Origin of the sequence: Pseudomonas sp. JZ134 (genome assembly GCF_051027695.1) — a bacterium.
Taxonomy (GTDB): Bacteria; Pseudomonadota; Gammaproteobacteria; order Pseudomonadales; family Pseudomonadaceae; genus Chryseomonas; species Chryseomonas luteola.
The window spans coordinates 910,561-924,247 of the sequence record NZ_CP069250.1 but is presented as its reverse complement, the minus strand read 5'-3'; the positions used below and the strand labels follow the sequence as shown (position 1 = coordinate 924,247).

Sequence of the window (13,687 nt, the reverse complement as noted above, 5' to 3'; positions counted from 1 at the left end):
CTCGGACGGAGCGTGCCTGTACGGATTTGAAAGCGTGAATCGGATTGCCCACCGCGGCCTGGAAGCCGACAATCATCCAAACCCTGACGAGATGAGATCCCCGCCATGCTCGACATCGACCTCTGCTGGAATGCCGTCTGTACCCGCGATACGGCCCATGACGGCCGATTCGTGTTTGCGGTCCAGACCACTGGCATCTATTGCCGCCCCTCCTGCCCTGCCCGTCGCCCTCGTCAGGAGCGTGTGACGTTCTACACAACGCCACGCGAGGCAGAAGCAGCCGGGTATCGCGCCTGTAAACGCTGTCAGCCGGACCGGGAAAGCCCCGTTAAGCAGCAGGACGCCTTGATTCAGGCCGCATGTGCCCTGCTCGACCAGGCCGAGCAGCCGCTCTCCCTGGATCAACTGGCCTCGCGCATTGGGCTTTCACCCTCGCATCTGGCCCGGTTGTTCAAACAGCGTACCGGACTTACACCCCGCGCCTGGGCTGAAGCCCGTCGCCAGCAACGCCTGCAGGCCAACCTGCCTCGGGCAGATACAGTTCTGGAAGCGGCCCTTGCCAGTGGGTATGGGAGCAGCCGCGCTGTCTATGAACAGCCCAACGCCCTGGCGCTGGCGCAACGTCGGCGCAAGGGTGCAGGAGAACACATCCGTTATGGCATTGCTGTCTGTTCACTTGGGCTGGTATTAGTCGCCAAGACCTCCCGTGGCCTCTGCGCCGTATTGTTTGGGGACGAGGCATCAACGCTTGAACGGGAATTGGCCGAGCGCTTTGCCGCCGCCCATTGCGAGCATGACGACGCCGCCCTGGCCGATGAGCTTGCCCATGTCCATGCTCAGCTCGATAAGCCGACCCAGGTGCATGCCCTGCCGCTGGATATGCAGGGTAGTGCCTTTCAGCAACGGGTCTGGCAGGCCCTCATGCAGATCCCGCCCGGCGAGACCCGGCGCTACGGAGAGCTTGCTGTAGAACTGGACAGTCATCCACGCGCCATTGCCCGCGCCTGTGCCAGTAACACCCTGGGCCTGCTGGTGCCTTGTCATCGCGTCATCGGCGCCAGCGGAGCGTTAACCGGTTATCGCTGGGGCGTTGCGCGCAAGGAGACGCTACTCAAGCGCGAAGCCGAAATGATTGAAACGAGTAAGGCGCCGCCGCGGTCCATCTAGGTACAGGTCCTTCAAGGAGATCGTTATGCATAACCTGCACCGTTACGCCATTCACTACCGCTTTAATGGCGAGCCGCTCGAAGAACAGATGGAGAGTTTTGAACCCATCACTCAGGAGCAGGCCATCATGCAGCTACTGATCAAGCATGTCCCCGAGCCCACCGGTGTGGTGGATGCACCTTGGGAGCTGCATGCTCAGCCCAGCATCGAGCGACGTGCCGTTGAGGTTGGGCTAAGTGATGTCTGTATTCAGGAAGTGGCCTGAGGCGCTGTATTGCGCCTCATAACCAGGCGCGCTATACCGCCTCGGAAGGCTCGCCGGCCTTCATTTGGGATTGCAGATAATTTTCTAGTCCCAGCTTGTCAATCAGCCGCAACTGTTGTTCCAGCCAATAGGCGTGGTCTTCCTCGGTGTCTTCAAGCTGTGCCACCAGGATTTCACGACTGACGAAATCACCCACGCTGTTACACAGCGCAACGCCTTGGGCCAGTGCCTCACGCACTTCGTATTCCAGCGCCAGATCACTGCGCAGCATGTCCGGTACCGTATGGCCTACATTGATATCCTTGGGACGCATGTCCGGCTGCCCTTCCAAAAAGAGGATACGACGCAGCAGGGCATCTGCATGTTGGGTTTCCTCTTCCATTTCATGGTTGATGCGCTCGTAAAGGCGCAGATATCCCCAGTCTTCATACATACGGGAATGGATGAAGTACTGATCGCGTGCGGCCAGCTCACCACGGAGCAGGTCCTTTAGATAATCAATGACTTGCGTATGACCTTTCATGGTTACTACCTAATAAAATGATCGCACCGGACCGAGCATCAGGCTCAGCTCAGCCATGGTGGGGGTGGAGGCTCATCGCTGGACGACGGTGCCTCGGCCTCTTTACGAGCCGCTTGGCGACGTGCCTCTTCGCGCCGGGCATCTTCTATTTCGCGCATGACGGATGAAACATCGGTCTGCCCCTCGGGTTCAGCATAGATGCCCGTAAGCGGGGTGTGCGGGTATAGCTCGCCCTTCTGATAAAGCGCCCACATTTCCGGTGCATACCGGGTCTGCTTCAGCTCAGGCGCAAAACGCCCAAAATACTGGGCCATGTTTTCCACATCACGGGCGAGCATACGGAAGGCATGGTTGTTGCCCGCCGCATCGATTGCCTGAGGGAGGTCAATGATCATCGGCCCGTCGGTCGCCAATAACACGTTGAACTCGGACAAGTCGCCGTGTACCAGTCCGGCACACAGCATAAGCACCACTTGCCGGATCATCAGCTCATGATATTCACGGGCCTCGTCGGGCGTCAGGGTCACGTCATTCAAACGCGGAGCGGCATCCCCCCGCTCGTCCGTCACCAGATCCATCAGCAGGACGCCATCCAGGAAATCATGCGGTTTCGGTACACGAACGCCGGCGCCAGCCAGCCGGTACAGGGCGGCAACCTCGGCATTCTGCCAGGCTTCCTCCCGTTCCTTTCTGCCGTATTTAGTGCTCTTGGCCATGGCGCGTGCCTGACGGCTATTACGCACCTTGCGACCCTCCTGATACTCGGACGCCTGACGAAAGCTGCGCTTGTTTGCTTCCTTGTAGACCTTGGCGCAACGGATCTCGTCGCCGCACCGAACTACATATACGGAGGCCTCCTTGCCGCTCATCAGCGGGCGCAGCACCTCATCAATCAGGCCGTCCTCGACCAGAGATTCCATGCGCTTGGGTGTTTTCATCTGTTTGTACGTTGATCACTTCTGGCCATACCTACATAACGTTATACGTCATGACGCACGGCTCAGCAAAAATCACTCGCACAAACGGCACCCTCTAGTCCGCACATAAGTTCATTTCATGGTGCTTGAAAAACCGATAGAACCGCTTGAGATCACCCTGGGCCTCCTCTAGCTCGATCGGCCTGAAGCGCACTTCATGGTGGGCGGGGCATTGCGCCAGCCGGCAGAGATCCAGCGGATGCACAAAGCCGAGGACCGGATATCCCCCCATGGTCTGACAGTCTGCCATGAGCACAATGGGCTGGCCTTCCGGCGGAACCTGCACCGCTCCGGCCAGAACCCCCAGAGACCACTGACGGACTGGCGCTGCAAGCGGTGCATCGCCCTGTAGACGAATCCCCATGCGATCGGCCTGAGGACTGATTCGCCAGGATGAACCAAAGAACCGATCCCGCTGCTCGACCGCAAAGGCTTCTCCATCGCCCCCGACGACCAGACGCAACACCGGAGACTCGCGGTAGTCGGGAATGAAGCGGCTCGCCGCACCCAGTGCCTTGTCGAAATCCTCAAGCCCAGGGCTGCAAACCAGAATGTCATCGGCCTGCAACGCTTGACCATCGCCATTCAGGCCGCCCAGACCTTCGCGACGATGTGTGGCCACGCTACCCAGCACGGTCTTACCCCTGAAGCCACCCACTACGCCCAGGTAAGCGCGTTGCCCGGCTTGGGCAAATCCCAATTGCAGCCGCTGCCCAGCCTTCATGCAGAAGCGCGACCAGGCAGGAACCGTCTGTCCATCTACCGTCGCGCCCAGCGGTGCCCCGGTCAGTGCCAGCCAGGTATCGACCTGGGCTTCCAGCTCTACGCCACCCAGGGCAATTTCCAGGACCGGACTGCCATAGGAATTCTCGAGCAGATGATTGGCCCAGGCCGCCGCCTGACGGTCCATCGGACCTGATGTGGATACGCCCAGATGACGCCATCCATAACGACCGACGTCCTGCAGCAGGCTCAGCGGCCCCGGTTTTATGACTTTCAACCCTTTCATACCTGACCTCCCGCGGCGCGATAGGCGGCCTCGTCAACCGCAACGAACCGAACCCGATCGCCCACAGCAAGCGGACATGGCGGCTCGGCCTGTGCGTCAAAGAGCGGCCAGGCACTTAGTCCAAGGATATGCCAGCCCGCGGGTGACGCCTGGGGATAGATGGCGGTCATGCGTTCGGCAATCGCCACACTGCCAGCCTCCACCCGAGGCCGCGGTGAGGCCAGCCGAGGCAGGACGATTCGCTCATCCAGCTCGCCCATATAGGCAAAACCGGGCGCAAAGCCGATGGCACCGACCAGATAATCGCGTCCGCTATGCAAAGCAATCAATTCCGCGACCGTCAGCGAGCAGGCCTTGGCCACCGGCTCCAGGTCCGGCCCGCAGTACCAGACGGGCACTTCATGCCGGCGTGAAGAACTCTTCACAGTTTCCGGCTCCTTGCGCCACCGCTCGACGATCGTTGTGACGCGAGCCTGAATGTCCGTCAGGTCGTAGCGCAGCAAGTCATAGTGAATGAGCAACGTGTTCCAGCCCGGCACCAGATCGATCACACCGTCGCCCAGTGTGTGTTCAATCAGAGCGGCCAGACGGGCAATACGTCCGGGGAGATCGGGCGTGGGTGTATCCGCCAGGGTCAACATCAGCGCCTCGGCGCCGTAGGGCTCAATCCGGATCATGCCGCATCCAGAGCCGCCCGCAGGCGACGTAACACAGCGAGTGACTCGGCGTTGTCTCCATGGACACACAGGCTGTCTGCCGTCAGGCACATGGGTTGGCCATCGAAACCGGGAAAGGCATCCCCGCGGGAAATGGCGATCGCCTGGGACAGAATACGTTCGGGATCATGATGGACCGCGCCCGCTTCCCGGCGAGGCGCCAGTTGCCCGTCGGGCATGTAGGCGCGGTCGGCGAAGGCTTCACGCAGCAAGGGTACGCCGACCTTCTCCGCCAGCTGCTGCTCACGGGTGTTGTCCGTCTTGGCGAGCACCATAAGCGGTAACCCCTCACGAAACTGCAAACAGGCCTCAAGCACGGCATTGAGCAAGGTATCGTCACGCACCAGATCGTTATACAGGGCACCGTGAGGCTTCACATATTGCACGGTCGTTCCTGCTGCGCGGCAGAAGGCATCCAGTGCACCGATCTGATAGAGCACCAGCGCCTTCACCTCCTCCGGCGAGCACACCATATGCCGGCGGCCAAAGCCGACCAGATCCGGATAGGCCGGATGAGCACCGATTCGAACACCATGTCTTACGGCCAGGGCCACGGTTTTCTGCATCGTCAGCGGGTCCGAAGCATGGAAGCCACACGCGAGATTGGCTTGGTCCACCAGTGGCATGGCATGAGCATCGTCGCCCATCGTCCAAGCCCCGAAGCTTTCGCCCATATCGCAATTCAGAAGGATACGCGTGCTCATATCAGGATTCCCTTGATGCGGAAAAACCAGTCTTTGAGGAAATCATGCCGGCTGTCCAACAAAACTTTCCGGCCTCCGGCGATAAGGCTTTGTTGCTTCAGGCCGGTAATGCCTGCTCAGGCCCCACCTGCGCACAGAAGCCGCCGACTACCTGCTGGCTGAGCGCCACAATGGCCTCGTTCAACGTCAGCCCCACGCCCGTATGCCAACTGGCATACACGGCAAACGGCGGCGGTGCCTCGAAAGGCAGAAGCGCTAGGGCCCCGTGCTTCAGCGCCTCGCTAACGAGGGCCGGGGGCAACGCACCAATGCCAAATCCGTCCCTGATCAACTGGATGATGGCCGCCGCCGAGTTGACGCAAGAGACCCGGGGCGTCGAAATCCCGTGCTGATGCAGAAAGTTAAGCAGGTCCTGATGGGGACGCGAATTACGCGAGAAGGTAATCAACCGCTCGCGGGCCAGCTCATCCAGACTCGTGTACGCACGGTTGAGCGGTGAGTCGGTTGCAACCACCCAGCGGATGGGATAACTGGCCAACTTCAGGTTACGCACGCTTTCGGCGCGCAAGAGATCGGTCTGGAATACCAGATCAAGCTGTCCCTTGAGCAGCTGGTCGCTCAAGTTGAGCGCTGTATCGGCCAGCAGCTCGATTTCCACGTTTGGATGGGCGTCGGTTACACAGGTGAACAAGGCGCTCAGCCAGCTGTGGATGACCGTGTCCATGGCGCCGATGCGTATCCGTCCGCTCAGCCGGGTTTCCTGCCCAAGCACTTTGCGCAGGTCGTGCCAGGTATCGATCATCTGCTCGGCGTAACCCAAGACCTTCTGGCCATCGGCTGTCAGCGTGACGCCTCGTGGATCGCGCAGGAACAGCTGGACACCCAGCTCGCCTTCAAGCACGGCGATACGGCTGGAAATTGCCGCCTGGGTGCTGGACAGTTTTTCAGCTGTCAGCCGAAAGCTGCCCAGACGCGCCACCCAGACAAATGTTTCGAGAAAGCGAAGGTTCATGCTGGCTTACCATCCCCGTAGAGCATTTCACTCTACCCCCTTTGAACGACCTCTCACCACTGGCCGTCAGTCGCCTCGCCCCTGAAAGGCCACGCTTTTTATCAATCAGCGGTGAACACTTTTATTTGTTGGACGTTCTTCACTATCCATACAAAAAATGGGGACGCTTCGCCTTGAGCGAGCCACTGCAGGTTTCTGGTATCGCAGATTGATACCTTTGGTGCGATCGTGCCCGTTGCAGTCATAACAAGAACTGACGCCGGCTCGGGCGGCGTAAATATCAAAGGAGGCGCTCCCGATCGCCTCCACACAGCCGTCAAACCCACCTGCCTGGGCATAACCGGCGAGGGAGACTCCCTATGCAAACCACAGTCAACCTGTGGCCACTGATCGGTGTGCTGGTCATCGTCATCGGCTTTGTGCTGCGCTTCAATCCCATGCTGGTCGTGGCCCTGGCAGCCTTGGCGACCGGTTTTGCGGCATCCATGCCGTTCGAGACCATTCTTGCCACTATCGGCGCCGGGTTCGTCAAGACACGTGCCCTGCCCCTCATCATCCTCCTGCCGCTTGCCGTAATCGGTCTTCTCGAACGGCATGGCCTGCGTGAACATGCCCAGAACTGGATTGCCAAGATCCGCACCGCCACGGTGGGCCGGCTCCTGATCTTTTACCTGTTTGTACGGGAGCTGACGGCTGCGCTGGGTCTGACCAGCCTTGGAGGGCATCCGCAGATGGTGCGCCCTTTGCTCGCGCCCATGGCGGAAGGTGCTGCAGAAAACCGCTACGGCAAGCTGCCGGAGAAAATTCGCTACAAACTGCTCGCCTTGTGCGCTGCTACCGATAATGTCGGCCTGTTTTTTGGCGAGGACATCTTTGTCGCCTTTGGCGCCATCGCCCTGATGCATACCTTCCTGCTCGGTTCCAATATCGATGTCGAGCCGCTGCACATTGCGGTCTGGGGCATTCCTACCGCCATTTGTGCGTTCATCATCCATGCCATTCGCCTCAAGCGCTTCAATAGCCAACTGGAGCGCGAGCTGGGCGGAAAACGTCCGGACGCCGACCATACGCCTATCGGCCGTCAGGAGTGATGCCATGATCCTCTCGATTCAATACCTTTACTGGCTGGCCGGCATCATTCTGGCAATCACGGCAATCATGACCTTTGCCGATCGCGCTCATCCCAAGCGCTGGACGACAGGTTTTTTCTGGGCGCTGTTCAGCCTTGTTTTTTTGGTAGGCGACCTATTACCGCCCGCCTGGGTAGGCGTAGGCGTGCTGGTCATGGCCGTCATTGCAGGTACAGGTGGCGTCGGACTGGGCAAGCATGGGGAATTGCCTGCTGAAAAGCGCCAAGCCAGTGCGCTGCGCCTCAAGAACAAATTGTTCATTCCCGCCCTGGCCATTCCGCTGGTCACCGTTATCGGCTCGGTAGTGGTCAAGGACGTGCAGGTCGGTGGTCTTCCACTGCTGGATCCTAAAAATACGACCTTTGTCTCCCTGGGTGTCGGCTGTCTGGTTTCTCTGGCCCTCGCCTGCTGGCTGACGCGCGATACGCCTGTGCAATCCATGCGCGAATCACGCCGCCTGACCGAGGCCTTGGGCTGGGCCCTGGTACTGCCGCAGATGCTCGCCATGCTGGGGCTCCTGTTCAACGATGCGGGCGTTGGCAAGGCCGTCGCACACCTCACTACCTCCTATATCAATATGGATTTCCGCTTCGTGGCGGTGGCCGTGTATGTCGTGGGGATGGCGCTGTTTACCATCATTATGGGTAACGGCTTTGCGGCCTTCCCGGTGATGACAGGCGGTGTAGGCGTTCCAATTCTGATCGGGCAGTACGATGCCAACCCCGCAGTGATGGCGGCCATAGGCATGTTTTCAGGCTACTGCGGCACGCTGATGACACCCATGGCAGCCAACTACAACATCGTGCCAGCCGCCCTGCTGAATCTGCCGGACAAGAATAGTGTCATCAAGGCACAAATCCCCACCGCCTTGAGTCTATTGGCAGTTAATATCATGCTGCTATACATCCTGATGTGAGGACCACCATGACTACCATCCTGTTGACCGGATTCGAACCGTTCGAGAACGAGCCCGTGAATCCTTCCTGGGAGGCCGTGCGCCAACTGGATGGTCTGAATCTGGGCGATGCCTACATCATCACGCGCCAGCTGCCGTGCATCTTTGGTGCTGCCCTGGTCTCGCTGGATCACATGCTGGCAGCTCATCGGCCCGCCCTGGTGATCGGTGTAGGCCAGGCCGGGGGGCGTACAGATCTGACCCTCGAGCGCATAGCCATCAACGTGAACGATGCCCGTATTCCCGACAATAATGGTCAACAACCCATCGATACACCTGTAGTGCCAGGCGGTCCGGCGGCCTATTTCTCGACGCTACCTATTAAAGCCATTGTACGGGCACTCAGGGATGCCGGTATTCCTGCCTCGGTATCGCAGACGGCTGGCACATTTGTCTGCAACCATGTGTTCTATGGACTGATGCACCGGCTCGCCGGCACGAATGTGCGCGGCGGCTTCATTCATATCCCTTATCTGCCCGAACAAGCGGCCCGGCATCCAGGCCAGCCCTCCATGGCACTCGAGACCCTGGTAGCGGGTCTTGGAATTGCCGTGAAAGCGGCCATGATGACGCCCACCGATCTCAAGGAAACCGGTGGACAACTGAACTAGCTTTTACCGTCACACGGAACACGGCTGTACAGTGCAAGGCTCAAAAGGACAGCCCTTCACCGATCCCACGCAGGCCTCACCAGCTCCAGGCCGTGGTTCCCCTTGTAACCCGCCCGCTCCGGGGATGACCAGCCTGCCAGTAGGGTGTCATCCAGCGAATAAACCTCAACGCCCAGAGGGCGGCAGACGGACAGCGGGTCTTGCGCATCCGGCCCCCACAGCGCAACGGACAGGTCACCACCCGGGCAGGTCGACAGAGCGCACAGCACGTCAATCTCCGTGAAAAACTCCAGGTAGTCTCCTTGCTTCGCCGGGCAGGCCTTCATGAAGTACATATCCTCATCGTTAAGCCCGGTCACCTGAAAAATGTTCAGCACATCATGTACATCGAACTCGGTCAGCCCGTAGGGCAATACCGCGCGGGTCAGGTTCGAATGGCAGTGATGATGGAAATCTTCTCCGGTCAGGAGCTTGTTGACGTAAGGATCGCAGCGGGTACCCAGCAGGTCATGAATGCGTCCGCCATGTTCGTCGATGCCATAACTAGCCAGGGTGTCGTCCGTGATGGTGACCATTGGCCGCAGAAAGGGCAGGTTCGACCACAGTCGATCATAGATAGACACATGAGCGCCCTGTAGCTGACGGGTACGGGCTGCCCATAGCCGCTCCCGTGGATCATGGGCATTCCAGATATTGAAGTCGCCCACTTGCGGCCCTACAGGCGTCGTCACTCGAAAGACATGCCCGGCCGGCACCCGCCACGCACGACCGGTACGGATCGGAACGTCAAAGGACTCAATAAGCGTCCGCTTGTCCTTGCCCTCCCGAATACGGTCATAGAAGGCCGTATCCACCGACAGGGCCGAACCATGACTTGCTTGATAGGCAGCAGGGTAATGCTTGTACATGTCAGCTCCTTTCCCAAAGAAAAATCACTACACAGGTAATGCCATGCCGATGGCGCACCCTCAACACTAGCCCTACCGCCCCTGCCCGGCCAGTACTGTTTTCTCAGCCATGAAACATGATGATCGGTAAGCCTTTACACTAGGGGTTCTGCTGACTGGAGCCCTTATGTCCACCCTGCTTGCCGATTGGCGCTACCGTCCAATGCATCGTCGTGTCTGGTTGCTAGCCGGCCCGATGATTCTGTCCAACCTGACCGTACCCCTCGTGACCCTGCTAGATAGCGCCATCGCCGGTCATCTGCCGGATGTACATGATCTGGGCGCCGTGGCGGTGGGGGGAAGCCTCTACACTACAATGGTCGCGGTGCTGGGCTTCCTACGCATGGGAACGACCGGCTTCGCTGCGCAAGCCAGCGGCCGTAAGGATGGCAGTGCGCTTCGGCAAATTCTGTTGCAAGGTCTGTTGCTGGCCTGTGTGCTGGCGCTGGGGTTGATCGGCCTTTCACTGCTAGGCCTTCCTCTGCTGCTGAACAGCATGACCTCCTCGGCAGCGTTGAGCGAAGCCACCGAGCGCTTTTTCCAGATTCGCCTGTTGGGTCTGCCTGCCGCCCTGTCGAGCTATGCCCTGATCGGCTGGCTGCTGGGCACCCAGAATGCGCGTGCGCCGCTGGCGATGCTGCTGACCACCAACATCGTCAATCTGCTGCTCGACGTGTTGTTCGTGTTCGGCTTTGGCTGGGGCATTCGCGGTATTGCAGCAGCAACCGCCCTGGCCGAGTGGTTCGGCGTGGGGCTCGGCCTATGGCTGGCGCGCCAGACACTGCATCACATGGCAGGCGCGGTTCGCATCAAGCGACTCAAGCGCTGGTCCACCTGGCGCCCCCTGCTGGCGGTTAACCGCGATATCTTTATCCGCTCGCTGGCCTTGCAAGGCGTCTTCTTTCTGATCACATTTCAGGGCGCACGTTTAGGTAATGCCACGGTGGCCGCTAACGCCCTTCTCCTCAATGGCCTGATGGTGACCGCATTCGCCCTGGATGGACTTGCCCATGCGGTGGAAGCGTTGGCAGGGCACGCCATTGGGGCTCGTGATCGCAAGGCCCTCCGGCAAACCCTGGTCATTGCCGCCGGCTGGTCGCTGCTGGCCAGTCTCTTATTTGCCCTGGGATTTGCCTTGTTCGGTGCACGCTTCATCGACTTGCAAAGCGATCTTCCCGCGGTACGTGAAGCGGCTTATACATACCTTCCGTATCTGGCCGCACTGCCAGTCATTGCCATGAGCAGTTACCTGCTGGATGGGCTGTTCATCGGAGCAACCCGAGCCCGGGAAATGCGCAATGCGATGGTCATTGCCGTCCTGCTCGCCCTTCCGCTAGGCATTGCGCTCAAAGACCTGGGCAACCATGGGCTGTGGTTGTCGTTTCTGGGCTTCATGGCCTTGAGAGGTATCGTCCAGAGCTTTCAGGCCTGGCAGATGACCAGACGCAACGCCTGGATACCTGATCAGCACCATCAAGACCCTTCTTGATGCCTAGCAAAGTTGGCACAGCTAGCCCGGCGGAGAGATGACAGCCGGGCTTCGCCCCTCACCTCCTACACGCCGCCTATTTTCCTTGGCAACACCGCGCGTTTCCAAGGGTCATATCAAGCGGAACGCCTTCTGGAACAAGGTTATCGCACCTACCTGCCACAGGATTCACCATGCACGCTGCGCCTGCACACCCTCGTGAAGCCGAGCGCCAAAAAGCGCTGGAGTCGCTTGAAATACTGGATACCCCGGCGGATGCCTATATGAATGCCCTGGTGCGGATTGCGCGGGACCTGTTCAAGGTCGACCGAGTGCTGATCAGCTTGATCGACCGTGAACAACAGTGCATCAAGGCCCACAGTGGATCACCCTTCAGCGCTACAGCACGCAATGTTGCCTTTTGTGCCCATGCCCTGCTCGATACCCATCGCCCGCTGATCGTACCGGACGCCTTGAGCGATGAACGTTTTGCATCCAACCCACTGGTGATCGAGCCCCCGTACATACGGTTTTATGCAGGGCATCCCCTCGTGGCGCCATCAGGTCTGCCCATTGGCACCTTGTGCCTGATGCATTCCGAGCCCAGGCAGCTGACGGCTCGGGAGCGTGACCGCCTGAGAGACCTTGCCCAAATGGCTGACGGCTACTTGAAACTACGCAGCCTTTCAGAGCAGACCCGCTACCTGCGCACCGTTATCTCACGCGAGCGCCGCAGAGCGATGCTCGATCCGCTGACACAATTATGGAATCGTGCGGCGCTGGAGCACTTCTATCCGGTCGAGCAAGCTGCCGCACGGCGCAACAACGAGCGAATCGGCGCATTGTTCATCGACCTGGATCACTTCAAGGCAGTCAACGATCAGCATGGCCATGCCGCAGGTGATCAGGTGCTTGTCGAAACCGCCCACCGGATCGCCACCACGCTTCGCCCCCATGACCTGTTACTCAGACTGGGAGGTGAAGAGTTTGCCGTGATTACCCGCATCGACAAGGCGGAGCAGCTGGATGGCATCGCGGAACGCATACGCCTTGCCATTGCCGATACTCCCTTTTTGACCGTCAACGGCCCTGTTGCGGTTACCACCAGTATTGGCGGTGCAAATGGGGATGCGGATGAGCCTGCCGAGTCACTGTTGAAACGCGCTGATGCAGCTCTTTATCGGGCCAAGCACGAGGGCCGTAATCGAGTCGTGATGGCGTCTGAATCAGGTTCCCAAGGAACCTGATGGGCATTTATCGGCCCAAACAATAGACCCCGTATCCACTGGAGGACGCCTGTATGCCTGAAGCTGATGACTATCCCAAGGACGATACCCAGCCTGAAACCCTGGATGACACGACGCCGGAGCACAGCAAGAAAGAGAACATCGACAAGATCAAATATGACTCTGACGACATCATTCCTCCTGGCGTCTGGTAATTCACCTCTGAACGGGTAAGCCTGGGTCCCCTCCCGGCTTACCCGGCGACTGCACCACTTCTTTCAACATCGCTGACATGAGGTATGATGCGCGTCATCATCATTCACCCTTACGTCGGAATGTCATGTAATGCGCAAGTCAGGGTATCTGCTAGGCGTTATCGCTTCGCTGCATGCAGGCCTTTCCCAAGCCGTAGACGGCTATAAGGATTTGCACTTTGGTGATAGCAAGCAAACGGTACTGGAAAGCAAGATCTGCACCCTGACACCGCGTACTGCACCTATCGAGGGGCTGGAGTATTACAGCTGCCCCGATCTTAAGCTGGGCAAGGATAGCCTTGAGGCTGGGCTGTTCTTTATCGACAACCGCTTCTTGCGCCTTTCGATTGTCACGCCGGTTGAAAAGAGCTTTCTCATTGCTCAAGGCCTAACCGAGAAATACGGGCCACCCTCCTCGCAATCGCCGTCCGATCACTTCATCAAACTGGAAAGCCAGCCCAACAGTCATGCGTTCATGGCGTTCGATAACAATACGGTGTTCTATAGGTTTTCCAGCAACGCAGACATGAAGCGGCAGGCACTTCTGATCTACACCTCACCCGATTACGAGAAAATCCTCGTCAAACAGCAGCTCAAGGGCATCAATCCAGACCTCTAGACTGCCAGTGAGCACTCCAGCGTGCAGATGTCCAGCCTCAAATGCTGATTTGGCGATCTGCCAGACAGAACAGCGAAATCTTTTCAAAGCGCCACGGAACAATA

Annotated in this window: 16 protein-coding genes; 9 read left to right on the top strand and 7 right to left on the bottom strand. The window is 58.9% G+C overall.

Going from position 1 to position 13,687, the window contains the following annotated elements:
• Positions 1-105 precede the first annotated feature (105 nt).
• Entirely contained in the window at positions 106-1,167 is a 1,062-nt protein-coding gene (gene ada, locus JQR86_RS04115; RefSeq protein WP_434154384.1) for a bifunctional DNA-binding transcriptional regulator/O6-methylguanine-DNA methyltransferase Ada, read from the top strand.
• A gap of 25 nt (positions 1,168-1,192) precedes the next feature.
• Positions 1,193-1,432 carry a hypothetical protein gene (locus JQR86_RS04110; RefSeq protein ID WP_010795525.1) on the top strand — a complete coding sequence of 80 codons (240 nt, stop codon included), beginning with the start codon at positions 1,193-1,195 and terminating at the stop codon, positions 1,430-1,432.
• Between the two features lie 31 nt (positions 1,433-1,463).
• Here the strand turns inward: JQR86_RS04110 and bfr are convergent, their stop codons facing one another.
• The 6 genes from bfr to JQR86_RS04080 all read right to left on the bottom strand — a co-directional run bounded on the left by bfr (position 1,464) and on the right by JQR86_RS04080 (position 6,373).
• Complete coding sequence (gene bfr, locus JQR86_RS04105; RefSeq protein WP_010795526.1) at positions 1,464-1,955, bottom strand: bacterioferritin; 492 nt, start codon at positions 1,953-1,955, stop codon at positions 1,464-1,466.
• A 44-nt stretch (positions 1,956-1,999) separates the two neighbouring features.
• The gene (locus JQR86_RS04100) at positions 2,000-2,893 is read right to left on the bottom strand and encodes a PA4780 family RIO1-like protein kinase (RefSeq protein WP_010795527.1); all 894 of its coding nucleotides are present in this window, start codon (positions 2,891-2,893) and stop codon (positions 2,000-2,002) included.
• Between the two features lie 94 nt (positions 2,894-2,987).
• The gene (locus tag JQR86_RS04095) at positions 2,988-3,941 is read right to left on the bottom strand and encodes a biotin-dependent carboxyltransferase family protein (RefSeq protein WP_434154383.1); all 954 of its coding nucleotides are present in this window, start codon (positions 3,939-3,941) and stop codon (positions 2,988-2,990) included.
• Positions 3,938-4,618 (bottom strand): 5-oxoprolinase subunit B family protein, encoded by a 681-nt coding sequence (locus tag JQR86_RS04090; protein WP_434154382.1) that lies wholly within the window; start codon positions 4,616-4,618, stop codon positions 3,938-3,940. The genes JQR86_RS04095 and JQR86_RS04090 overlap by 4 nt, the downstream gene beginning before the upstream one ends.
• Entirely contained in the window at positions 4,615-5,361 is a 747-nt protein-coding gene (locus tag JQR86_RS04085; RefSeq protein ID WP_197872761.1) for a 5-oxoprolinase subunit PxpA, read from the bottom strand. Before JQR86_RS04085 ends, JQR86_RS04090 begins: the two co-directional genes overlap by 4 nt.
• Positions 5,362-5,458: 97 nt before the next feature.
• A complete protein-coding gene (locus JQR86_RS04080; protein WP_019364920.1) occupies positions 5,459-6,373 on the bottom strand; it encodes a LysR family transcriptional regulator in 915 nt (304 codons plus the stop codon).
• A gap of 359 nt (positions 6,374-6,732) precedes the next feature.
• Here JQR86_RS04080 and JQR86_RS04075 point away from each other — a divergent pair, with 359 nt between their 5' ends.
• Genes JQR86_RS04075 through pcp form a run of 3 tightly spaced genes read left to right on the top strand, consistent with a single transcriptional unit; the run spans position 6,733 to position 9,069 of the window.
• Positions 6,733-7,464, top strand: coding sequence for a DUF969 domain-containing protein (locus JQR86_RS04075; protein WP_010795532.1), 732 nt, complete (start codon positions 6,733-6,735; stop codon positions 7,462-7,464).
• A 4-nt stretch (positions 7,465-7,468) separates the two neighbouring features.
• On the top strand, positions 7,469-8,419 hold the full coding sequence (locus JQR86_RS04070) for a DUF979 domain-containing protein (RefSeq protein ID WP_434154381.1): 951 nt from the start codon (positions 7,469-7,471) through the stop codon (positions 8,417-8,419).
• A gap of 8 nt (positions 8,420-8,427) precedes the next feature.
• Complete coding sequence (pcp, locus tag JQR86_RS04065; RefSeq protein ID WP_434154380.1) at positions 8,428-9,069, top strand: pyroglutamyl-peptidase I; 642 nt, start codon at positions 8,428-8,430, stop codon at positions 9,067-9,069.
• A 56-nt stretch (positions 9,070-9,125) separates the two neighbouring features.
• Here pcp and JQR86_RS04060 read toward each other — a convergent pair whose 3' ends face one another.
• On the bottom strand, positions 9,126-9,977 hold the full coding sequence (locus JQR86_RS04060) for an urea carboxylase-associated family protein (protein WP_010795535.1): 852 nt from the start codon (positions 9,975-9,977) through the stop codon (positions 9,126-9,128).
• Between the two features lie 166 nt (positions 9,978-10,143).
• Between JQR86_RS04060 and JQR86_RS04055 the strand changes: the two genes are divergently transcribed.
• The 4 genes from JQR86_RS04055 (at position 10,144) to JQR86_RS04040 (ending at position 13,583) form a co-directional block, all read left to right on the top strand.
• Positions 10,144-11,505, top strand: coding sequence for an MATE family efflux transporter (locus tag JQR86_RS04055; RefSeq protein WP_434154379.1), 1,362 nt, complete (start codon positions 10,144-10,146; stop codon positions 11,503-11,505).
• Between the two features lie 173 nt (positions 11,506-11,678).
• Positions 11,679-12,731, top strand: a complete 1,053-nt coding sequence (locus JQR86_RS04050) for a GGDEF domain-containing protein (RefSeq protein WP_434154377.1) — start codon at positions 11,679-11,681, stop codon at positions 12,729-12,731.
• A gap of 53 nt (positions 12,732-12,784) precedes the next feature.
• Positions 12,785-12,925 carry a hypothetical protein gene (locus JQR86_RS04045; protein WP_162997549.1) on the top strand — a complete coding sequence of 47 codons (141 nt, stop codon included), beginning with the start codon at positions 12,785-12,787 and terminating at the stop codon, positions 12,923-12,925.
• A gap of 130 nt (positions 12,926-13,055) precedes the next feature.
• On the top strand, positions 13,056-13,583 hold the full coding sequence (locus tag JQR86_RS04040; RefSeq protein WP_312509530.1) for a hypothetical protein: 528 nt from the start codon (positions 13,056-13,058) through the stop codon (positions 13,581-13,583).
• Positions 13,584-13,687 lie beyond the last annotated feature (104 nt).

What these genes read in the sequence shown, in the direction of transcription:
- ada (WP_434154384.1), top strand. Translation starts at nt 106, where the DNA reads ATGCTCGACATCGACCTCTGCTGGAATGCCGTCTGTACCCGCGATACG.
- JQR86_RS04060 (WP_010795535.1), bottom strand. Translation starts at nt 9,977, where the DNA reads ATGTACAAGCATTACCCTGCTGCCTATCAAGCAAGTCATGGTTCGGCC.
- JQR86_RS04080 (WP_019364920.1), bottom strand. Translation starts at nt 6,373, where the DNA reads ATGAACCTTCGCTTTCTCGAAACATTTGTCTGGGTGGCGCGTCTGGGC.
- JQR86_RS04050 (WP_434154377.1), top strand. Translation starts at nt 11,679, where the DNA reads ATGCACGCTGCGCCTGCACACCCTCGTGAAGCCGAGCGCCAAAAAGCG.
- JQR86_RS04055 (WP_434154379.1), top strand. Translation starts at nt 10,144, where the DNA reads ATGTCCACCCTGCTTGCCGATTGGCGCTACCGTCCAATGCATCGTCGT.
- JQR86_RS04040 (WP_312509530.1), top strand. Translation starts at nt 13,056, where the DNA reads ATGCGCAAGTCAGGGTATCTGCTAGGCGTTATCGCTTCGCTGCATGCA.
- JQR86_RS04100 (WP_010795527.1), bottom strand. Translation starts at nt 2,893, where the DNA reads ATGAAAACACCCAAGCGCATGGAATCTCTGGTCGAGGACGGCCTGATT.
- pcp (WP_434154380.1), top strand. Translation starts at nt 8,428, where the DNA reads ATGACTACCATCCTGTTGACCGGATTCGAACCGTTCGAGAACGAGCCC.
- bfr (WP_010795526.1), bottom strand. Translation starts at nt 1,955, where the DNA reads ATGAAAGGTCATACGCAAGTCATTGATTATCTAAAGGACCTGCTCCGT.
- JQR86_RS04090 (WP_434154382.1), bottom strand. Translation starts at nt 4,618, where the DNA reads ATGATCCGGATTGAGCCCTACGGCGCCGAGGCGCTGATGTTGACCCTG.
- JQR86_RS04045 (WP_162997549.1), top strand. Translation starts at nt 12,785, where the DNA reads ATGCCTGAAGCTGATGACTATCCCAAGGACGATACCCAGCCTGAAACC.
- JQR86_RS04095 (WP_434154383.1), bottom strand. Translation starts at nt 3,941, where the DNA reads ATGAAAGGGTTGAAAGTCATAAAACCGGGGCCGCTGAGCCTGCTGCAG.
- JQR86_RS04085 (WP_197872761.1), bottom strand. Translation starts at nt 5,361, where the DNA reads ATGAGCACGCGTATCCTTCTGAATTGCGATATGGGCGAAAGCTTCGGG.
- JQR86_RS04070 (WP_434154381.1), top strand. Translation starts at nt 7,469, where the DNA reads ATGATCCTCTCGATTCAATACCTTTACTGGCTGGCCGGCATCATTCTG.
- JQR86_RS04075 (WP_010795532.1), top strand. Translation starts at nt 6,733, where the DNA reads ATGCAAACCACAGTCAACCTGTGGCCACTGATCGGTGTGCTGGTCATC.
- JQR86_RS04110 (WP_010795525.1), top strand. Translation starts at nt 1,193, where the DNA reads ATGCATAACCTGCACCGTTACGCCATTCACTACCGCTTTAATGGCGAG.